The sequence below is a fragment of the Nocardia rhizosphaerihabitans genome, assembly GCF_014646295.1.
Taxonomy (GTDB): Bacteria; Actinomycetota; Actinomycetes; order Mycobacteriales; family Mycobacteriaceae; genus Nocardia; species Nocardia rhizosphaerihabitans.
Map to the genome: position 1 here is coordinate 703,202 of NZ_BMNE01000001.1, position 20,451 is coordinate 723,652.

General features: G+C 69.8%; 18 protein-coding genes. 8 read left to right on the forward strand and 10 right to left on the reverse strand.

From position 1 onward, the window contains the following. The first annotated feature begins 2 nt into the window (after nt 1-2). The 4 genes from zwf (at nt 3) to IEY60_RS03110 (ending at nt 4,137) form a co-directional block, all read left to right on the forward strand. Complete coding sequence (gene zwf / locus IEY60_RS03095; RefSeq protein WP_189023549.1) at nt 3-1,577, forward strand: glucose-6-phosphate dehydrogenase; 1,575 nt, start codon at nt 3-5, stop codon at nt 1,575-1,577. Beyond that, nucleotides 1,574-2,482 (forward strand): glucose-6-phosphate dehydrogenase assembly protein OpcA, encoded by a 909-nt coding sequence (gene opcA, locus IEY60_RS03100; protein ID WP_189023551.1) that lies wholly within the window; start codon nt 1,574-1,576, stop codon nt 2,480-2,482. The genes zwf and opcA overlap by 4 nt, the downstream gene beginning before the upstream one ends. Next, nucleotides 2,475-3,260: a 6-phosphogluconolactonase gene (gene pgl, locus IEY60_RS03105; RefSeq protein ID WP_189023553.1), complete on the forward strand. Its 786-nt coding sequence runs from the start codon at nt 2,475-2,477 to the stop codon at nt 3,258-3,260. Before opcA ends, pgl begins: the two co-directional genes overlap by 8 nt. A 127-nt stretch (nt 3,261-3,387) precedes the next feature. After that, on the forward strand, nt 3,388-4,137 hold the full coding sequence (locus IEY60_RS03110; RefSeq protein ID WP_189024841.1) for a PaaI family thioesterase: 750 nt from the start codon (nt 3,388-3,390) through the stop codon (nt 4,135-4,137). A 170-nt stretch (nt 4,138-4,307) separates the two neighbouring features. Here the strand turns inward: IEY60_RS03110 and IEY60_RS03115 are convergent, their stop codons facing one another. Next, on the reverse strand, nt 4,308-5,285 hold the full coding sequence (locus tag IEY60_RS03115) for an alpha/beta hydrolase (protein WP_189023555.1): 978 nt from the start codon (nt 5,283-5,285) through the stop codon (nt 4,308-4,310). Between the two features lie 464 nt (nt 5,286-5,749). Here IEY60_RS03115 and IEY60_RS03120 point away from each other — a divergent pair, with 464 nt between their 5' ends. Further along, a complete protein-coding gene (locus IEY60_RS03120) occupies nt 5,750-8,020 on the forward strand; it encodes a transketolase C-terminal domain-containing protein (RefSeq protein WP_189023557.1) in 2,271 nt (756 codons plus the stop codon). Here IEY60_RS03120 and secG read toward each other — a convergent pair. Together secG and IEY60_RS03130 are read right to left on the reverse strand one after the other, a co-directional pair. After that, on the reverse strand, nt 8,007-8,240 hold the full coding sequence (gene secG, locus IEY60_RS03125; protein WP_189023559.1) for a preprotein translocase subunit SecG: 234 nt from the start codon (nt 8,238-8,240) through the stop codon (nt 8,007-8,009). The genes IEY60_RS03120 and secG overlap by 14 nt on opposite strands. 34 nt (nt 8,241-8,274) lie before the next feature. Further along, a complete protein-coding gene (locus IEY60_RS03130) occupies nt 8,275-9,861 on the reverse strand; it encodes an MFS transporter (protein ID WP_373291673.1) in 1,587 nt (528 codons plus the stop codon). A 136-nt stretch (nt 9,862-9,997) separates the two neighbouring features. On the opposite strand from IEY60_RS03130, the gene IEY60_RS03135 reads away from it, so the two are divergent. Further along, on the forward strand, nt 9,998-10,786 hold the full coding sequence (locus IEY60_RS03135; protein WP_229739501.1) for an META domain-containing protein: 789 nt from the start codon (nt 9,998-10,000) through the stop codon (nt 10,784-10,786). 63 nt (nt 10,787-10,849) lie between these two features. Here the strand turns inward: IEY60_RS03135 and tpiA are convergent, their stop codons facing one another. From tpiA to uvrC, 7 genes are all read right to left on the reverse strand, one after another. Beyond that, nucleotides 10,850-11,638 (reverse strand): triose-phosphate isomerase, encoded by a 789-nt coding sequence (gene tpiA, locus IEY60_RS03140; protein ID WP_189023563.1) that lies wholly within the window; start codon nt 11,636-11,638, stop codon nt 10,850-10,852. A 3-nt stretch (nt 11,639-11,641) separates the two neighbouring features. Further along, nucleotides 11,642-12,856: a phosphoglycerate kinase gene (locus IEY60_RS03145; protein WP_189023565.1), complete on the reverse strand. Its 1,215-nt coding sequence runs from the start codon at nt 12,854-12,856 to the stop codon at nt 11,642-11,644. 5 nt (nt 12,857-12,861) lie between these two features. Then, on the reverse strand, nt 12,862-13,878 hold the full coding sequence (gene gap / locus IEY60_RS03150; protein ID WP_189023567.1) for a type I glyceraldehyde-3-phosphate dehydrogenase: 1,017 nt from the start codon (nt 13,876-13,878) through the stop codon (nt 12,862-12,864). A 203-nt stretch (nt 13,879-14,081) separates the two neighbouring features. Next, on the reverse strand, nt 14,082-15,065 hold the full coding sequence (gene whiA / locus IEY60_RS03155) for a DNA-binding protein WhiA (RefSeq protein WP_067493655.1): 984 nt from the start codon (nt 15,063-15,065) through the stop codon (nt 14,082-14,084). Beyond that, nucleotides 15,056-16,102 (reverse strand): gluconeogenesis factor YvcK family protein, encoded by a 1,047-nt coding sequence (locus IEY60_RS03160; protein ID WP_189023569.1) that lies wholly within the window; start codon nt 16,100-16,102, stop codon nt 15,056-15,058. The genes whiA and IEY60_RS03160 overlap by 10 nt, the downstream gene beginning before the upstream one ends. Further along, nucleotides 16,099-17,055, reverse strand: a complete 957-nt coding sequence (gene rapZ / locus IEY60_RS03165; protein ID WP_229739502.1) for an RNase adapter RapZ — start codon at nt 17,053-17,055, stop codon at nt 16,099-16,101. The genes IEY60_RS03160 and rapZ overlap by 4 nt, the downstream gene beginning before the upstream one ends. A gap of 120 nt (nt 17,056-17,175) precedes the next feature. Continuing rightward, nucleotides 17,176-19,164 (reverse strand): excinuclease ABC subunit UvrC, encoded by a 1,989-nt coding sequence (uvrC, locus tag IEY60_RS03170; RefSeq protein ID WP_189023572.1) that lies wholly within the window; start codon nt 19,162-19,164, stop codon nt 17,176-17,178. Nucleotides 19,165-19,330: 166 nt separating this feature from the next. Here uvrC and IEY60_RS03175 point away from each other — a divergent pair, with 166 nt between their 5' ends. After that, complete coding sequence (locus IEY60_RS03175; protein ID WP_189023574.1) at nt 19,331-19,939, forward strand: hypothetical protein; 609 nt, start codon at nt 19,331-19,333, stop codon at nt 19,937-19,939. Between the two features lie 88 nt (nt 19,940-20,027). Continuing rightward, nucleotides 20,028-20,447, forward strand: coding sequence for a hypothetical protein (locus tag IEY60_RS03180; protein WP_189023576.1), 420 nt, complete (start codon nt 20,028-20,030; stop codon nt 20,445-20,447). The last annotated feature ends 4 nt before the right edge of the window (nt 20,448-20,451 follow it).

Below are 20,451 nucleotides of genomic sequence, written 5' to 3' on the forward strand. Positions count from 1 at the left end.
CGATGGCCGGCACAGCATCGACGGATCGGGCGGCGGGGCTGTGGCGCAACCCGCTGCGCGACGAACGAGACAAACGGGTTCCCTTCATCGCGGGGCCCTGCTGCATGGTGATCTTCGGTGTCACCGGAGATCTGTCCCGCAAGAAGCTGATGCCGGCCATCTACGACCTGGCGAACCAGGGGCTGTTGCCCCCTGGTTTCGCCCTGGTCGGGTTCGCCCGGCGTGATTACGCCGACGAAGACTTCGCCGCCGTCGTCCTGGACGCGGTGAAGCAGCACGCACGCACACCCTTTCGCCAGGAGGTCTGGGACCACCTGGCCGAGGGGCTGCGGTTCGTCCAGGGCAGTTTCGACGACGACGCTGCCTTCGCGACGCTCGCCGACACGCTGCGCACCCTGGACGCGACCCGCGGCACCAGCGGCAATTACGCCTTCTACCTGTCGATTCCGCCGAACATGTTCCCGGTGGTGCTCGACCAGCTCTCCGAGCACAAGCTGGCCCAGCCGGCCGGCACCGACGCCGACGGCTACCTGCCGTGGCGGCGGGTGGTGATCGAGAAGCCCTTCGGGCACGACCTGGCCAGCGCCAAGGAACTCAACGCGCTGGTCAACCGGGTCTTCCCGGAGGAGCAGGTCTTCCGCATCGATCACTACCTCGGCAAGGAGACGGTGCAGAACATCCTGGCGCTGCGCTTCGCCAACGAGTTGTTCGAGCCGCTGTGGAACGCCAACTACGTCGACAGCGTGCAGATCACCATGGCCGAGGACATCGGTCTCGGCGGGCGCGCGGGGTATTACGACGGGATCGGCGCCGCGCGTGACGTCATCCAGAACCATCTGCTGCAGCTGCTGGCACTGACCGCGATGGAGGAGCCGACCTCCTTCGAGCCGGAGCAGCTGACCACCGAGAAGATCAAGGCGCTCTCGGCCACCAAACTCGTTGCGCCGCTGGACGAGACGACCGCGCGCGGCCAGTACACCGAAGGCTGGCAGGGCAGCGAGCAGGTGGTCGGCCTGCACGAGGAGGACGGTTTCGACCCGCAGTCGCGGACCGAGACCTACGCCGCGATCACCCTGCATGTGGAGAACCGCCGCTGGGCCGGTGTCCCGTTCTACCTGCGCACCGGAAAACGCCTCGGCCGCAGGGTGACCGAGATCGCGGTGATCTTCAAACGCGCGCCGCACCTGCCGTTCGATCAGACCATGACCGAGGAGCTCGGGCAGAACGCGCTGGTCATCCGGGTGCAGCCGGACGAGGGCATCACCCTGCGCTTCGGTTCCAAGGTGCCGGGCTCGGGCATGGAAGTGCGCGATGTGAACATGGACTTCAGCTACGGCGAGGCGTTCACCGAGTCCTCCCCCGAGGCCTACGAGCGGCTCATCCTGGACGTGCTGCTCGGCGTGCCCTCGCTGTTCCCGGTCAACGCGGAGGTCGAATTGTCCTGGCGCATCCTCGATCCCGTGCTCGAGCACTGGGCGGCCGAGGGCAAGCCCGAACCCTACGAGGCGGGCACCTGGGGTCCCACCTCGGCCGATCAGATGCTCGCGCGCAGCGGGCGGGAATGGCGGCGCCCGTGATCGTCGACATGCCCGACACCACCACCGTCGAGGTCGGCAAGCGCATGGTGCAGTTGCGCGAGACCAACGGCGTCATCACCCAGGGCCGGGTGCTCACCCTGGTGGTGTGCACCTTGGATTCCTCCGAGGCCGAGGACGCGATCGACGCCGCCAACGACGCCAGCCGCGAACACCCGTGTCGCGTGATCGTGCTGGCCCGCGGCGACCGCGACGCCGACACCCGCCTCGACGCCCAGATCCGGGTCGGCGGCGACGCCGGTGCGGCCGAGGTGATCGTGCTGCGGTTGCAGGGTCCGCTGGTGAACCACGAGAGCAGCGTCGTCACGCCGTTCCTGCTGCCCGACACCCCCGTGGTGGCGTGGTGGCCGCGTGGCGCCCCGGAGTTCCCGTCGCTGGACTCGGTGGGCAAGCTGGCCAAGCGCCGGATCACCGACGCCACCTTCGCGCCCGATCCGCAGGCCGCCATCAAGAAGCGCCGCAACTCCTACGCGATCGGCGACACCGATCTGGCGTGGAGCCGCATCACCTACTGGCGCGCGCTGCTGGCCGCGGCGCTGGACGAGCCGCCGTTCGAGCCGGTCACCTCGGTGACCGTGTCCGGGCTGGCCAGCGAGCCCGCCCTGGACACGCTCGCGGGCTGGCTGGCCTCACGCCTGAGTTGTCCCGTCGTCCGCAGGACGGGTGAGCTGCGGGTGGAACTGCACCGCGGCACGGATTCGATCGCCATCAGCCGCCCGCAACTAGGAAGAACAGCAACGCTGACCCGCACCGGTGAACCCGATCAGCGCATCGCGCTGGCGCGCCGGGAAACTCGCGACTGCCTCGCCGAGGAACTGCGCCGGCTCGATGCCGACGAGATCTACGCCGAGGCGCTCGCCGGAATCGAGAAGGTGACCTATGAGTGACCACATCGACGTGCACGACGAGCTCGGTGCCGAATTCCCGGCCAATACCGTCGAGGTCCACGACGACGCCGACGGTCTGGCCGATGCCGCCGCCGAACGATTCGTCGACGTGATCGTCGCGGCCCAGGCCGAACGCGGCACCGCCTCGGTGTCGCTGACCGGCGGCAGCGACGGCATCCGCCTGCTCGAGCGGGTCAGGCAGAACCCGGGCGCCATCGACTGGTCCAAGCTCTACGTCTACTGGGGCGATGAGCGTTTCGTTCCCGCGGACGACCCGGATCGCAACGAACTGCAGGCCAGGAAGGCGCTGCTCGACTTCGTCCCGCTCGACCCGGCCCACGTGTTCCCCATCGCGCCCTCGGATGGCACCTACGGCTCCCCGGAGGCAGCGGCCGCCGCCTATGCCCAGGCGATCCACACCGAGCTCGACGAGCGCGGCGAGATCGACCTGACCGTTCTCGGCATGGGCCCCGAAGGCCACATCGACTCGCTGTTCCCCCACTCCCCCGCCATCCGGGAACAGCACGATTACGTTGTCGCCGTGCATGATTGCCCGAAGCCGCCGCCGACCCGGGTCAGCCTGACCCTCCCGGCGATCCACCGTTCGCGCCACGTGATGCTCGTGGTCAGCGGCACCGCCAAGGCCGCCGCGGTCGCCGCCGCCGTCAACGGTGCCTCCCCCGACGATGTCCCCTCGGCGGGCGCCGTCGGCATCGAGTCGACCACCTGGGTCGTCGACGAGGCGGCCGCCGCCGACCTGCTGCTCGACGAGGAATAGTCGTCCGGCGCAAGGGCCGGGCCCGGACGGGTCCGGCCCTTGCGCATGCCGGGCCCCTCGCGGCGGCCTCCCCCGGCCCATCGATATCGTCGAGGGTGTTGTACCGGCCGAAAGGGTGACCACCAGCATGATCCAGACCGAGACGGTGACGATTCCCGGCCATGTGCACGGCTATCCGCAGGTGGCGTTCGGCGGATATGTCGCCGGAATGCTGGCCCGCCGATCCACGGCCGACACCGTGCGCGTCGATTTCCGCCGCGCGGTCCCGATCGACACCCCGCTCGCCCTTCCCGCCGCCGAACCCGGACACGCGACCCTGACCGACGCGGACGGCACGCTGCTGGCACAGGCCGCCCCCGCCACACTCGGCATCACCGCGCCGCCCGGCCCCTCCTGGTCGGCGGCGAAGCGCGCCGCCGAAGCCGCGCTCGCGAGCCCGAAACGGCCGGTCACCGACTGTTTCGGCTGCGGTATCGAGTGCGCGCCCGGCCACGGCCTGCGCCTGTTCCCCTGGCCGGTGCCGGACCGTCCGGTCATCGCCGCTGCGTGGACTCCGGATCAGGGCCTCGCGGACCACAACGGGGAACTGCCACCGGAGATCGTCTGGGCTGCCCTCGACTGCCCCGGTGGTATCGCCGCCTGGGTGTTCCAGGGAATGGCCCGCGGAGCGGTCACCGCGGCCCTCACCGCCACCCAGGTACAGCCGGTCCTGGCGGGCGCGGAGTACATCTCCCATGCCTGGGCGATCCGCAGCGAAGGCCGCAAATACACAGTGGGCGTGTCCCTTTCCACGCGCGGCGGCGAACTGTGCGCCCTCGCCGAGGCGCTGTGGGTTGCGCCGCGCGAGCAGACCCAGGCACCGGCTTCCGAGCGCTAGCGTGGCCCCGGCTCCCGGGCGATAGCGCAGCCCCAACCCCCGGGCGACCGCGCAGCCCCGCTCCCGGGCGATAGGGCAACCCCGGCCCCAGGCGATAGCGCGGTGCTGGCGGCTTGCCGCGTTCGCGACGCAGAGATCCACCCGATAACTCGACGTCGCCCACGCCCAGGTCAGCGTGGTGTACTTGCGCGCTCCGGCAGGCGGCTGCGCAGGTGGGCGAGGATTTCCTCGCGAGCCGGCCGGGCCGCGGGGACGAGCCGGGGCATGCTCAGGAAGGCGTGGGTCGCTTCGGCATAGCGGGTCAGTGTCGCCTCGACGCCTGCTGCGCGCAGCCGGTCGGCGTAGGCGGGCGACTGGTCCTCGAGGGTGTCGAGACCGGCCGACACGATGAGGGCGGGGGCGACGTCGGTGAGATCCTCGGCGTACAGCGGCGAGATCGTCCTGGCATCGAAGGACGGGGGTAGCGCGATCCGTTGGACCGCACGGCAATTGGCGGGCGACGCGGTCGGGGCATCGGCGTTCTCGGTGAACGAGGGATACCGGAACACGGCCTCGGTCCAGTCGAGCTGCGGATTGATCAGGACTTGGCTGCGCACCGGCAGCCCGAGTTCCACGGCCCTGATCGCGGTGAGGGCCGCCAGCGTGGCGCCCGCGCTGGCGCCGAGCAGGGCGAGGCGGCCCGGATCGGCGCCCCATCGCGTGGCCTGCTCGACCAGGCGAGGCACCGCGTCGTAGGCGTCGTGGACGGGTTCCGGCACCGGATGTTCCGGCGCCAGGCGGTAATCCACGGAGGCGACCACTGCCGGGGTGTGCGCGGCCAGATGGCTGAGCAGCCAATCGTCTTGGGCCGGAACACCGCCGATGAGGCCGCCACCGTGGAAGGCGACGATCAGCGGCAGTCCGGACCTGCCGCTTGTCGGCTGATAGATCCGCACGTCGAGGGTGCGACCGGGGAGCTCGAGGGCATGCGTCGTGATCCGCGCGCCGGGGTCGGGCTTGCCGAGGACGAAGGCGCCGAGTGAGGATCCCAGCGTGCGCGCTTGCGCGGCGCGCAGTTCGATGACCTCGGCCGGGGTGATCGTGTCCCAGTCCGGTTCGGGCTTGAGTGCGGCCAGTATCCGCATTCGCAGGGGAATTCGGCCTCGCATGATGGTCCTCCGGGCGTCTCGTCGTGCTGTTCACCGGCCGCTGAATCAGCGGGTAGCACTACGGTGCCAGGGGTGACCGGCGGTGCGCTTTCGGAAACATGCGGTCCGGAACGATCGCCGCACACGCCCGGCCGAGTTCGGCCGGTGTCACCGCACAGCGCGTCGTACCGGATCCGGCGCGTGCCATCAGCTGACCGACGTCAGGGCCGGATGTTGTGGTCGAGGGACGAGGCGATGCAGGCCGCGCGGTACTGCCCGCGCTGCTGTGGTCGCTCGCCCGGCCGACTGCCCGCACCGCCGCCCGCTCAGTGCACGTACCAGCCGAGGCTCCGGTCGCTCTTCGACATCCGCCGGTCGATATCGGTCCAATGTGGCGGGCCGGAGCGTGCGAGCGCCTAGCATCGGATTCCTGGCATGCCGACGGGATCGGACGTCGACTCGACTGCGGGCGAGGAGTGGGTGCGATGGGCGAAGTGGCGAGGAGCTCGCTCGACCTGGACGCGGCATTTCGGGCCGCGCTGGCCGGTCTCACCGCGGCTGACCGGTGCGATGCCGTCGGCGCGATCGATGCCGCGCGGGGGCTGGAGCTGTTCGAATCCCAAGTCACCAGCAGGCATCTCGATCTGGCGGCGCGGCGGCTCGGCGCCGCCCGGCAGGGGTTCTACAGCATCGGATCCTCGGGGCACGAGGGCAATGCGGCGGTGGCGGCCGCGCTGCGGGTCGACGATCCGGCGCTGCTGCACTACCGGTCGGGGGCGTTCTTCGTCCAGCGGTGCAGGCAGATTCCGGGAGCCGACCCGATCCGGGATGTACTGCTCGGGGTTGTCGCGGCGGCCGCCGACCCGATTTCCGGTGGCAGGCACAAGGTGTTCGGGAGCAAGCAGGCCTCGATCATCCCGCAGACCTCGACGATCGCGTCCCAGCTGCCACGCGCGGTCGGGCTGGCCTTCGCGCTGGATCGCGCTGCGCGGCTGGGCATTCCGTGTCCATGGCCCGCCGACGCGGTCGTGGTGTGCAGCTTCGGTGACGCCTCGGCCAATCATTCCACCGCGACGGGGGCGATCAATGCGGCGGTGCACGCCGCGCATCAGGGTGTGCCGATGCCGCTCGTGCTCGTCTGCGAGGACAACGGGATCGGCATCAGTGTGCCGACACCGCCGGATTGGATCGAACGTTCCTACGGCCCGCGGCCCGGGCTCACCTACCTCGCCGCCGACGGCTGCGATCTCCCGGATGCCCTCGGCGTCGCCGAGGACGCGGTGGACCTCGCGCGGACGTGGCGCGTACCGGTCTTCTTGCACCTGCGCACCGTTCGCCTCGGCGGGCACGCGGGATCCGATGTCGAGGCGGCCTACCGTGGCCCGGCCGAACTCGCCGCCGACCTGGCTCGCGATCCCCTGCTCGGCACCGCCCGCTTTCTCCTCGGCGCCGGCATCGCCGATGCCGTCGACCTGCTCGACCGCTACGAGCGCATCGGCGCCAGGGTCCGCGACACGGCCGACGAGGTGCTCCGCGAGGCCCGGCTCGACTCCGCGGCGGCGGTGACGGCTCCCCTCGCCCCGTCCAGCCCCGACGCGATTCGCAGCGATGTCGAGAGCCGCGCAGCCGACCGCGTTGAGCCGGTCGGCGTGCGTGGTCGCGCCTACGGTCGAGGTGCTGATCGCGGCCAGAGCAGCGGCGCAACCGAGAACACCGGGTCGCAGCGCGTTTCCACCGCCCCCGCCCGGCCTCTGCCGATGACATTGGCCCAGGCGATCAATCACACGCTGGGCGAACTGCTCGCCCGCGACGACGACGTGCTGGTCTTCGGTGAGGACGTGGCGCGCAAGGGCGGCGTCTACGGCGTCACGAAGGGGCTGCGGAAGCGATTCGGGGCGCGGCGGGTGTTCGACACCCTGCTCGACGAGCAGGCCGTCCTCGGCACCGCCCTGGGGACGGGGCTGGCCGGATTCGTTCCGATCCCGGAGATCCAGTACCTGGCCTACGTCCACAATGCCGCCGACCAGATCCGTGGTGAGGCGGCGACGCTGTCGTTCTTCTCCAACGGCCAGTACCGCAATCCGATGGTGGTGCGCATCGCCGGGCTCGCGTATCAGAAGGGCTTCGGCGGCCACTTCCACAACGACGATTCCCTGGCGGCGCTGCGCGATATCCCCGGCGTCGTCGTGGCGGTTCCCGCCCGCGCCGACGACGCCGCGGCGATGCTGCGCACCTGCGTTTCCGCCGCCCGGGTCGACGGACGCGTCTGCCTGTTCGTCGAGCCGATCGCGCTGTACCACACCAGAGATCTTCATCCCGGCGACGAATCCTGGCTCGCCCCACCGACTTCCGAACACGTCCCGATCGGCAGCGCCCGTGTCTACGGCGACGGCACCGATCTCACCCTCGTCACCTTCGGCAACGGGGTGCCGATGTGCCTGCGCACCGCGGACCGCCTGGCGGCCCAGGGCATCCACGCCAGGGTGCTCGACCTACGCTGGCTCAACCCGCTCCCGGTCGCCGACCTGCTCCATCACGCCGAGGCCACCGGCCACGTGCTCGTCGCCGACGAAACCCGGCGCACCGGCGGCGTGTCCGAGTCGGTCTTCGCGGCACTCATCGACGCGGGCTTCCCCGGCACCCTCGCCCGCGTCACGAGCGAGGACAGCTTCGTCCCCCTCGGCCCCGCCGCCGACACCGTCCTGCTCAGCGAATCGGCTATCGAAGCGGCGGCCCAGCGACTCAGGCGAACTTGATCTCCAGGCCGATGCCGAGGATCGCGATCAGCCACACGATGCCGACGAAGATGGTGATGCGGTCGAGGTTCTTCTCGACGACGGTGGAGCCGGACAGGCTCGACTGCACGCCGCCACCGAACAGGCTGGACAAGCCGCCACCCTTGGCGCGGTGCAGCAGCACCAGCAGCACCAACAGGACGCTGGTGATCACAAGGAGGATATCGAGGAACAGCGACATGGCGCCCATCCTATGGGGTCGACGCCCGGCTGGTCTAACCAGGCTCGACGGCGACCAGGTGGGCGACGGTTTCGGCGCCGGCCGACCAGTGGGCGACGGTCTGTTCGATCTCCTGGTCGCGGGCGGTGAGCCGGACCTGGTGCTGGTGCATGTGCTCGGCCCAGGAGCGGACGACGAAGGCTTCGACGAATCGGTCCACGGTGCCGACGTCGCGGTAGAGCCGCCATTCCATCGCGCCGGTGCGCTGCCTGGACCGGCCGACCATGGCCATCGCCGCGGTGAACCCGGCCACGTCCTCGGGCGGCACGTCGTAGCCGCGCATCACCAGGACCGGGCCGTCCTCGGGGTCGGGTTCGACGACGAGCTGCGGTTCGGGCCAGAACGCGGCCGGTGACAGGTCGATGTCCTCGACGTTGTGCCGGATCGGCCACCACAGCGTGCTCACCGCGCAGCAGGCCAGCAACCCCGCCGCGATCAGCAGCGCCGCCACCGCGCTGTACGCACCGGCGACCAGACCCCACACCAGCGAGCCGATGGCCTGCCCGCCCATGAACACCAGCATGTACACCGACAGCCCACGTGCCCGCACCCAGGCGGGCAGCAGCAACTGCATGGTCGAGTTCAGCGTCGCCATGGCGAGCAGCCAGGCCAGGCCTGACCCGACCAGCAGCACCAGCACGATCGGGACGCTCGGCACCAGCGCCGTCGCCACCGCGCCGAGCCCGAACAGCACAGCGGCCAGCGCCAGCCGCTGGGTCGGCGTGAACAGCACCCGCAGCCGGGACAGGCCGAGCGCACCGCACACCGCGCCGAGGCCGAGCGCGCCGAGCAGCAGCCCGTAGCCGTCGGAGGCCAGCCCGAGCCGGTCGTGCGCGATGACCGGCAGCAGCGACCACACCGCGCTGGCGGGCGCGATGAACAGGATCGCGCGGAACAGCACCCGCCGGATCGCGGGCGCGGCGCGGATGAACCGGGTGCCTGCCTGCAGGGCCGCGAGCGGGCGCTCGCTGGGCAGGGTGCGCATCCGGATCGGCCACTGCGACACCAGCAGCACCGCGACGATCCCGACGAACGAGAGCGTGTTGAACCCGAACACCACCGTCGGCCCGGCGATCGACACGATCACCCCCGCCACCGCGGGCCCGACCGCGCGGCCGATATTGACGCTCATGCTGCCCAGCGCCGCCGCGGAGGTGATCTGGTCGCGCGGCACCAGTTCCGGCTGGATCGCCTGCCACGCAGGTGCGGTGAGCGCCTGCCCGCAACCGAGCAGGAACAGCAGGGTCAGCAGTACCGCGGGCGTGGTGTGCCCGGTGGCGGTGAACACGGTGAGGGTGAGCGAGGCCAGCGCCATCCCCGACTGCGCGCCGATCAGCAGCCTGCGCCGGTCGACCAGGTCGGCGAGCACCCCGGACGGGATGGACAGCAACATCACCGGCAACGCGAGCGCGGTCTGCACGAACGACACCAGCGCCGCCGCGTTCGGCTGATCGACCAGGATCCACTGCGCGCCGACCGTCTGCATCCACGTGCCCAGATTCGACACCAGCTGCGCGATCCACAGTGCCCGGAACACCGGCGAGCCCAACGGTGCCCACGTCGACACCGGTCCCGCCGCCACACTGTTCACCCGCCGAGCATATCCCCGGCGACCTCGCCCGACCGTGTGCGCAACGGCGGCAGGCCGGGTGCGGCCGCGAGACGGATTCGCCGCAGCTCGAGCCGAATTCACCCCTCTGCCACGTACGATGGGCTACATGTCGGCAACTCTGCTCCGTCTCGCCGCGCTCTGTGTACTCGCCACCGCCGCGGCCACGGCCTGTTCCTCCTCCGATTCCGGAAAGGCGCCGGACGACACCGCGACCCCGATGGGACACACCTACCTCTCCACCGAGGTCGAGGGCGACCCGATCCCCGGCGGCGGCCCGATGAGGCTCACCTTCGCCGAGGGCCGCATCTCGGCGAACTCCGGCTGCAACACCAGCAGCGGCACCGTCGACCTGAGCGACCACGTCCTGAGCACCTCGCCGCTGGCGAGCACCCTGATGGCGTGCGCCGACGACGTCGGCATGTCCGACGCCTGGCAGAACTCCTTCCTGGAGTCCGATCCCACCTGGCGTCTGGACGGCGACAAGCTGACCCTCACCGGCAAGGACACCACCATCCACCTCACCGACAAGAAGATCGTCACCCCGGACAAGCCGCTGACCGGCACCACCTGGGTCGTCACCACTCTGATCACCGAGCAGGGCCATGTCCGCTCCACCACCCTCGACGAGGTGGGCGCGAACCTGACGATCGGCGCGGGCGGCACCGTCAACGGGATGGCCGGCTGCAACCGGATGACCGGCACCGCGGGCGTCGGCCCCGGCGACGCGGTGAATTTCGCCGTCGCCACCACCAAGATGATGTGCGCACCGGATGTCATGGAGATCGAGAACGCCGTGCTGCGCGCCCTCGACGGCCGCACGACGTCCACCATCGACGGCGACAGCCTCACCCTGCGCAACGACAACGGCAACGGCCTGATCCTGCACGCGCAGTAGCGACGAACGACGAAGGGCCGGAAACCTTTTCGGTTTCCGGCCCTTCGCCACAACTCTACCCGATCAGGGCAGCGGCCCACCCGCGGCGATCGCCGACAGGGTCGCGAACTCGTCCGCCTTGAGCGAGGCACCGCCGACCAGGGCGCCGTCGATGTCGGGCTGACCGACCAGCTCGCCGACGTTCTTGGCGTTGACCGACCCGCCGTAGAGCACGCGAACACCCGCGGCGACCTCCGGCGAGGCCAGTTCGGCCAGCTCGGCCCGGATCGCGCCGCACACTTCCTGCGCGTCGGCCGCCGAGGCGACCTTGCCGGTGCCGATCGCCCAGACCGGCTCGTAGGCGATGACGATCTGCGAGATCTGCTCGGCCGTCAGGCCTTTCAGCGAACCACGCAGCTGCTCGAGGTTGTACTCGACGTGCGTGCCCGCCTCGCGGACGCCGAGACCCTCACCGATGCAGACGATCGGGGTGATCTCGTTCTTCAGCGCCTGCTTGGCCTTGGCCAGCACGATCGCGTCGTCCTCGTTGTGGTACTGACGACGCTCCGAGTGCCCGACCACCACGAAGGTGCAGCCCAGCTTGGCCAGCATCGACCCGCTGATCTCACCGGTGTAGGCGCCCGAGTCGTGCACCGACACGTCCTGCGCACCGTAGGTGAGCAGGAGCTTGTCGCCCTCGACCACCGACTGCACGCTGCGCAGATCGGTGAACGGCGGGATCACCGACACGTCGACCTTCGCGAAGTACTTCTCCGGCAGCGCGAAGGCCACCTTCTGCACCAGCGCGATGGCCTCGAGGTGGTTGAGGTTCATCTTCCAGTTGCCCGCGATGAGCGGCTTACGTGCTGCCATCGCTCAGCCCTCCAGCACCGAAATACCGGGCAGCTCTTTGCCTTCCAGGTATTCCAGGGACGCGCCACCACCGGTGGAGATGTGCGAGAAACCGTCGTCGGGCAGGCCGAGCGTGCGCACGGCGGCCGCCGAGTCACCGCCGCCGACGACCGTGAACGCGCCCTTGCCGGTGGCGGTCACGATGGCCTCGGCCACCCCGCGGGTGCCCGCGGCGAACTTCTCGAACTCGAACACGCCCATCGGGCCGTTCCAGAACACCGTCTGCGCCTCGGTCAGCAGCGCGGCGAACCGCGACACCGATTCGGGGCCGATGTCCAGGCCCATCCAGCCGTCGGGGATCTCGGTCGACGCGACGATCTCGGCGTCCGCGTCGGGCGCGAACTTGTCGGCCGCCACGATGTCGACCGGCAGGTGCAGCACGTCGCCGAAGCGCTCGAGCAGCGACTTGCAGGTGTCGATCATCTCTTCCTGCAGCAGCGAGGTGCCCACCGAAAGGCCCTGTGCGGCAAGGAAGGTGAAGCACATGCCGCCGCCGATGACCAGGGTGTCGACCTTGGGGGCCAGCGCCTCGATGACCGCGAGCTTGTCGGAGACCTTCGAGCCGCCGAGCACCACCGCGTACGGGCGGGCCGGGTCCTGGGTGAGCTTCTGCAGCACGTCGACCTCGGCGGCCACCAGCGTGCCCGCGTAGTGCGGGAGCACCTGGGCGACGTCGTAGACCGACGCCTGCTTGCGGTGCACCACACCGAAACCGTCGGAGACGAACGCACCGTCGTCGCCGACCAGCTCGACGTAGGCGGCGGCCAGTTTGGCCCGCTCCGAATCGTCCTTGCTGGTCTCGCGCGCGTCGAAACGCACGTTCTCGAGCAGCAGCACGTCGCCGTCGGTGAGGCCTTCCGAGCGCGAGAGCGCGTCGTAGCCGACCACGTCACCGGCGAGCTGGACGTTGCGGCCCAGCAGCTCGGCCAGTTTCGCGGCCACCGGGGCCAACGAGAACTTGGCGTCGGGCTCGCCCTTGGGCCGACCCAGGTGGGCCATCACGACCACCTTGGCACCGGCTTCGACCAGCGCCTGGATGGTCGGGACCGAGGCGATGATGCGGCCCGGGTCGGTGATCTGGCCGTTGTCGTCGAGCGGGACGTTGAGGTCGGAGCGCACGAGCACGCCCCGGCCCTCGACACCCTCGGCCAGCAGATCTTGCAGTGTCTGGACAGTCATCGGGCTCAGAGCGACTTGCCGACGAGATCGACCAGGTTGGCCAGGCGGTTCGAGTAGCCCCACTCGTTGTCGTACCAGGACACGACCTTGACCTCGTTGCCGATGACCTTGGTCAGCGGTGCGTCGTAGATCGAGGAGTGCGGATCGGTGACGATGTCGCTCGACACGATCGGGTCCTCGTTGTACTTCAGGATGCCCTTCATCGGACCCTCGGCGGCGGCCTTCATCGCGGCGTTGATCTCGTCGATGGTGGCGGCCTTGGTCAGGGTCGCGGTGAGGTCGGTGACCGAGCCCGTCGGAACCGGAACGCGCAGCGCGTAGCCGTCCAGCTTGCCCTGCAGCTCGGGCAGCACCAGCCCGATGGCCTTGGCGGCGCCGGTGCCGGTGGGCACGATGTTCAGGGCAGCGGCGCGGGCGCGACGCAGGTCCTTGTGCGGCGCGTCCTGCAGGTTTTGGTCCTGGGTGTAGGCGTGGATGGTGGTCATCAGACCCTGCTCGATGCCGAACGAGTCGTGCAGGACCTTCGCGATCGGGCCGAGGCAGTTGGTGGTGCACGAGGCGTTGGAGATGATGTTCTGGCTGCCGTCGTACTTGTCGTCGTTGACGCCCATCACGATGGTGATGTCGTCGCCGGTGGCGGGCGCGGAGATGATGACCTTCTTGGCGCCGGCGGACAGGTGACCCTTGGCCTTCTCGGCGGCGGTGAAGATGCCGGTCGACTCGACGACCACGTCGACACCCAGGTCGGCCCACGGCAGTGCCGAGGGGCCCTCCTTGATCGCGAGCGCCTTGATGCGCTGCTCGCCGACCACGATGGTGTCGCCGTCGACGGAGACGTCCTGCGGCAGCCGACCCAGGATGGAGTCGTACTTCAGCAGCGTGGCGAGGGTGTTGATGTCGGTGAGGTCGTTGACCGCGACGATCTCGATATCGGTCTTGCCGACAGCCTTCAGCGCCTCCACCGCACGGAAGAAGTTTCGTCCGATACGACCGAAGCCGTTGATACCTACCCGGACAGTCACGTTATCGCTCCTCAGCTTTCAAGCGGATTCATTCCGACCGTCACCACACTAGTAGCCGACTGTCGACTTCACGACAGCCACCTGTGATTTGTGAGGTCCCTGCCCCCGGCCTGCGGGAACCCCAGAATAAAGGGCAGAGCGGTCATGCATGACCGCTCTGCCCTAAACGTCGGATTCACCACAGCGACCGGCGAACGACCGCGCTACGCGTCGTCGAGAAGTTCGGCCGTCACGGCCGATTCGGTGTCGGGAATGCCGAGGTCCTTGGCCCGCCGGTCCGCCATCGACAGCAGGCGCCGGATCCGTCCGGCCACAGCGTCTTTCGTCATCGGCGGTTCGGCCAGCTGACCGAGCTCCTCGAGCGAGGCCTGCCGGTGCTGGACGCGCAGCTTGCCCGCGGCGGCCAGGTGGTCCGGCACGTCGTCGGCGAGGATCTCCAGCGCCCGCTCCACCCGCGCCGCCGCGGCGACGGCCGCCCGTGCCGACCGGCGCAGATTGGCGTCGTCGAAGTTGGCGAGCCGGTTGGCGGTGGCCCGCACCTCGCGGCGCATCCGGCGTTCCTCCCAGGTGAGCCTGGTGTCCTGCGCGCCCATCCGGGTGAGCAGCGCGCCGATCGCCTCGCCGTCACGCACCACCACCCGATCGGTGCCGCGGACCTCACGCGCCTTGGCGGTGATACCGAGCCGCCGGGCGGCGCCGACCAGCGCCAATGCCGCCTCCGGGCCGGGGCAGCTCACCTCGAGCGCCGAGGAACGCCCCGGCTCGGTGAGCGAACCGTGCGCGAGAAACGCACCGCGCCAAGCCGCTTCGGCGTCACCGATGCTGCCGCCGACCACCTGGGCGGGCAGCCCGCGCACGGGTCGCCCGCGCACGTCGAGCAAACCGGTCTGGCGCGCCAGCGCCTCGCCTTCCTTCGACACCCGCACGACGTAGCGGGACGTCTTGCGCAGCCCGCCCGCACCGAGCACGTGCACGTCGGAGCCGTACCCGTAGAGCTCGAAGATCTCCCGGCGCAACCGCCGCGCGATGGACCCCATGTCCACCTCGGCCTCGACGATCACCCGGCCACCGACAATGTGCAGACCACCGGCGAACCGCAGCAAGGCCGACAATTCCGCCTTGCGCGAGCTGACCTGCGACACCACGAGCCTGCTCAGCTCGTCCTTCACCTCGGCTGTCATCGCCACGAGACGCGCTCCTTTCCCACCGACCCGGAACGCACATCCGATCCCGTGTGCCGTCCCTCGACTCGAAGCCCTGCCAGTTGCGACCGCGGCTGCCGGATCAGCTGATCCAGTGCGGCGGCTAGTTTTCCGGGATGATGCCGATCCGTTCCCGGCTCGGCGACATCGCTGAACGTTACCCGTGCGCGCAACTGTTCGGCGGCTCTTGCCACATGTTCCCGTTGCCGCCCCTCGGGCACCGACGCCGAGTCGACGAGCACGTCGTCGACCGCGAAATCCGGTGCGTGCTGGGACAATACATGCAGATGACGTTCCGCCGAAAAGCCGGCCGTCTCCCCCGGCTCGGCGGCCAGGTTCAGCACGAGCACCTTGCGCGCCCTGGTGTGCACCAGCGATTCGTGCAGTTGCGGCACGAGGACATGCGGAATGACGCTGGTGAACCACGAACCCGGCCCCAGCACAACGACATCCGCGTGCTCGATGGCCGAGGTCGCCTCGGGACTGGCAGGCGGATCGGACGGAATCAGCCGCACCCGCCGGACCTTACCCGGCGTGGTCGCCACCGCAACCTGACCGCGCACACACCGCCCGATTCGCGGATCCGCTTCCAGGCCCGACACTTCGGCCTCGATGTCGAGCGGGATCGGCGACATCGGCAGCACCCGGCCGGTGATCCGCAGCAGCCTGCCCACCTCGTCGAGCGCGGCCACCGGGTCACCGAGTACATCGGTGAGCCCGGCCAGGATCAGATTGCCGACCGAGTGACCGGCCAGCGCGCCCGTTCCGCCGAAACGGTGCTGCACCGTCGTCGCCCAGACGCCGTCGGCGTCCTCGGCGAGGGCGGCCAGCGCCATCCGCAGGTCACCCGGCGGCAGCATGCCCAGTTCGGCGCGCAGCCTGCCCGACGACCCGCCGTCGTCGGCGACGGTGACGACCGCGGTGATCCGTCTGGTCAGCCTGCGTACCGCCGTCAGGGTCGCGTAGAGCCCGTGACCGCCGCCCAGCGCGACAACGGCCGGGTCGGCTTCCCATCCACTCATTCGCGCCCCAGATCCCGGTGCACGACGCGGACGACGTCCACCGCCGCGTGCCCGGTATCGGCGCCGATGCGCTCGCCGAGCGCCTCGGCGATCGCGACACTGCGATGCTTGCCGCCGGTGCACCCCACTGCCACCGTCATGTATCGCTTCCCCTCTTGGCGGTATCCGGTCGTGGTCAGGTCGACGAGATGGTGGCAGGTCTGCAGGTAGTCCTGCGCACCCGGCCTCGACAACACGTAGTCGCTGACCACCGATTCCTGGCCCGTGTGTTCCCGCAGCTCGGGAATCCAGTGCGGGTTGGGCAGGAATCGCACATCCAACACCATGTCGGCGTCGAGTGGAACACCGTACTTGAATCCGAACGACTGCACGGTCAGTTGCAGCGCTGCGGGCGCGCCTGCGCCGTACACCTCCTCCAGCTTGCGGTGCAGCTGGTGGATCGACAGCTCGGTGGTGTCGATGACGACATCGGCCGCCGCCTTGACCGCGGCGAGCCGGACCCGCTCGGCGGTCAGGCCTGCCGAGAGGGTGCCGTCGGGGCTGTCGCTCTGCAGCGGATGCCTGCGCCTGGCGAAGCCGAATCGCCGGATCAGGACATCGTCGGAGGCTTCGAGGAACAACACTCTGGTGCGGATGCCTGCCGAGCGCAGCTGCTCGGTGACGCCGGAGAGGTCACCGGTGAAGAACCGGCTGCGCACGTCCATGACCAGCGCCAGACGCCGGATCGGTGGTTCGGCTGCGGCGCCGAGCTCGATCATCCGCCCGATCAGTTCGGGCGGCAGGTTGTCGGTGACGTACCAGCCGAGATCCTCCAATACGCGCGCGGCGGTGCCGCGGCCCGCGCCGGACAAGCCGGTCACGATGACCACTTCTACTGGTTGCTTTTTGTCGGTGACCGACCCGGTCTGTCCGGGTACCGCCCCCGCATTGTTGTTCGATTCGACGCGTGTCATGTCCTACCGGGTCCGTTTCTGGGTGCCTTTCGATCATCCCGCACCGGTTCGGGTATCGGGCGCAGACACTCAACGTACGGCACTCGCAATCTTGCGTCCTGTGATCCGCGCCCGTCCTCGCTACGGGCTGTTCAGTGCTTCCAGCACCGCTTTCGCCGTGGAGACGCCGATACCGGGCACCGATGTGATCTCTTCGACAGTCGCGTCCTTTATCCGGGCGACCGAGCCGAAGTGGGTGACCAGCGCGGTTCGTCTCGCCTCGCCGAGTCCACGTACCGAGTCCAGCGCCGATGCCGTCATCCGCCGCGAGCGTTTGCTGCGGTGGAAGGTGATCGCGAAGCGGTGTGCCTCGTCGCGCACGCGTTGCAGCAGGTAGAGGGCTTCGCTGTTGCGCGGCATGATCACCGGGTCGGGTTCGCCTGGCACCCATACCTCTTCGAGCCGCTTGGCGAGGCCGATCACCGCGACGTCGGTGATGCCGAGTTCGTCGAGCACCTCGGCGGCCGCGGCGACCTGGGGCGCTCCGCCGTCGACGACGTAGAGGTTGGGCGGGTAGGCGAAGCGGCGCGGCTTGCCGGTGGCCGGGTCGACGCCGGGGCGCGAGGTCGGCTCGTCGGTGTCGTCGACCTCGACGTCGACGACCTGCTGGCGGTCGCGGGCGAGCCTGGCGAAGCGGCGGCGGGTCACCTCGGCGATGCTGCCGACGTCGTCGGAGCGGCCGTCGCCCGCGGCCTCCTTGATCGCGTAGTGGCGGTAGTCGGATTTGCGGGCGAGGCCGTCCTCGAAGACAACCAGCGAGGCGACGACGTCGGTGCCCTGGACGTGGCTGATATCGACGCACTCGATCCGCAGCGGTGCGCTGTCCAGGTCGAGGAAGTCCTGGATGTCTTGCAGCGCTTGGGATCTGGAGGTCAGGTCGCCCGCGCGCTTGAGTTTGTGCTGGGCCAGTGCCTCGCCCGCGTTGCGCTGCACGGTCTCGGCGAGCGCCTTCTTGTCGCCGCGTTGCGGGACGCGCAGCGAGACCGCGGAACCACGCAGCCTGCTGAGCCAGTCCTGGATCTCCTCGGCATCCGCGGGCAGTTCGGGGACCAGCACCTCGCGCGGAACGACGACGACATCGCCGTCGGCGTTCTGCTCGGCCATGGCGGCCTGTTCGCCGTAGAACTGGGTGAGGAACTGTTCGACAAGCGCCGCGAGTTCGGTGCCGGATTCGGCGACGTCGAGCGCGTCGCCGGACTTGTCGACCACCCAGCCGCGCTGGCCGCGCACGCGGCCGTCGCGGACGTGGAAGATCTGGACGGCGGCTTCGAGTTCGTCGGTGGCGAAGGCGATCACGTCGGCGTCGGTGCCTGAGCCGAGCACCACCGCCTGCTTCTCCAGTGCGCGGCGCAAGGCCTGCACGTCGTCGCGCAGGCGGGCGGCGGTCTCGAAGTCGAGGTCGTCGGCGGCCTCGTGCATGCGCCGTTCCAGCGCGCGCACCATCTTGTCGGTCTTGCCGGAGAGGAAGTCGCAGAAGTCGTCGACGATCTGGCGGTGCTCGTCGGCGGTGACCCGGCCGACGCACGGCGCCGAGCACTTGTCGATGTAGCCGAGCAGGCAGGGACGCCCGATCTGGCTGTGCCGCTTGAAGACTCCGTTGGAGCAGGTGCGTGCGGGGAACACCCGCAGCAGCAGGTCGAGTGTCTCGCGGATCGCCCAGGCGTGGGCGTAGGGGCCGAAGTAGCGCACGCCCTTCTTGCGGGCGCCGCGGTAGACGAACAGGCGCGGGTACTCCTCGTCGAGGGTCACCGCCAGCACCGGATAGGTCTTGTCGTCGCGGTAGCGGACGTTGAACCGCGGATCGAATTCCTTGATCCAGTTGTATTCGAGCTGCAGCGCCTCCACCTCGGTGGACACCACCGTCCACTCGACGCCGGCCGCCGTGGTCACCATCTGCCTGGTCCGCGGGTGCAGCGAGTACACGTCGGCGAAGTAGGAGTTCAACCGGCTGCGCAGGCTCTTGGCCTTGCCGACGTAGACGACGCGCCCGTGCACGTCCCGGAACTTGTACACACCGGGTTCGACGGGAATAGTGCCCGGCGCCGGCCGGTACGTCGCGGGATCTGCCACGCATCCAGCCTAGCGAGGACGTCCGACAGGCCGGTCGCGCCGGCGGACATCGGCTCCCCCTGAGATGACGCGCGGGCACCGATGATCTTGAATGGTGCGCGGGGGGCTTCTGCCGGAATCGATCTGTGCTGCCGTCTCCCGATGATCCACTCGGAAAGGACAGCCGTTGACCGGCCCCGAACACCATCCCGCCGTACCGAATTCCGCACCGGGCGACCCGGCGGCCGCTCAGCCGATCGCACCCGGGCCCGGCCACCAGCCGTATCCCGCGGCGCCTGCCCACCAGACCTACGGTGGTCCGGCGGCTCCGCATCCCGGCCGCCAGCCCGACGGCAGCTACGTGACGTACCCCGGCGATCCCGGATACCCCGGCTATGCCCCGTACCCGGGCGGCCCGTACGGCGGGTACCCGCAGGCGCCGGTGCGGATGCCGGGCAGCGTCCGCGCGGCCCAGGTCCTCTCGTTCGTCGCGGCGGGGCTCGGGCTGGCGCTGATCGTGGTCTTCGGTGCGATGGCGGGCGGCGAGGCCGCCGGGCGGGCAACGGCCGGCTTCGGACCGTTCCTCGTGCTGGGCGGGCTCGCGTTCGCGTTCCCGACCGGCGGCCAGGGGATCAGGACCACGGCCATCGTGGTCGGCTGTTTGACGGCGCTGTGCGGTCTCGGTTCGACAGCGAGCCAGATGCCGCCGAGCCTGCTCGGGATGCTGATCGGCGGTGCCGTCGCGATCCTGCTCGCGCAGCGGTCGGCGCGCGATTGGTTCCACCGGCCGCGCTGATCAGCGCCCGGACGACCGCGCGACGGCAGGCCCGCCGACTCGCCTGTGTAGCGTGGGTGGCCGGCTTCCGTGCCGGAAAGGACCTCCGATGACCAACGCGCCCGCTGCCCCACCCCATGCCGACGACGACCTGTTCGACGAGGGCACCCCGCTGGGGGTCATGCCGGGCACCGTGCGCGGTGCGCGGCTCATCGCCGGGGTCGCGGCCGCCGTCGGCGTCGTGCTGATCGCCATCACCATCGCGCTGGGCACGGGTGGCTCGCTCGGTGCGCTGATCGCGGGTTACCTGCCGACTTTCGCGCTCATCCCGCTGGTGCTGTTGTTCGGCCGCGGCGGTGACCTGGTCCGGAAGGCCACGGTCGGCGCCGCCGCGCTGGCGGGGCTGGTGTCGTGCACCGGGATCCTCACCGGGCTGCCGCCGGGTGCGGTCGGCATCGTCGCCAACGGTGCGGTGGCCGCGCTGCTCCTGCGTCCGTCGGCCCAGGCCTGGTTCACCCGCGAGCGCTGACCTC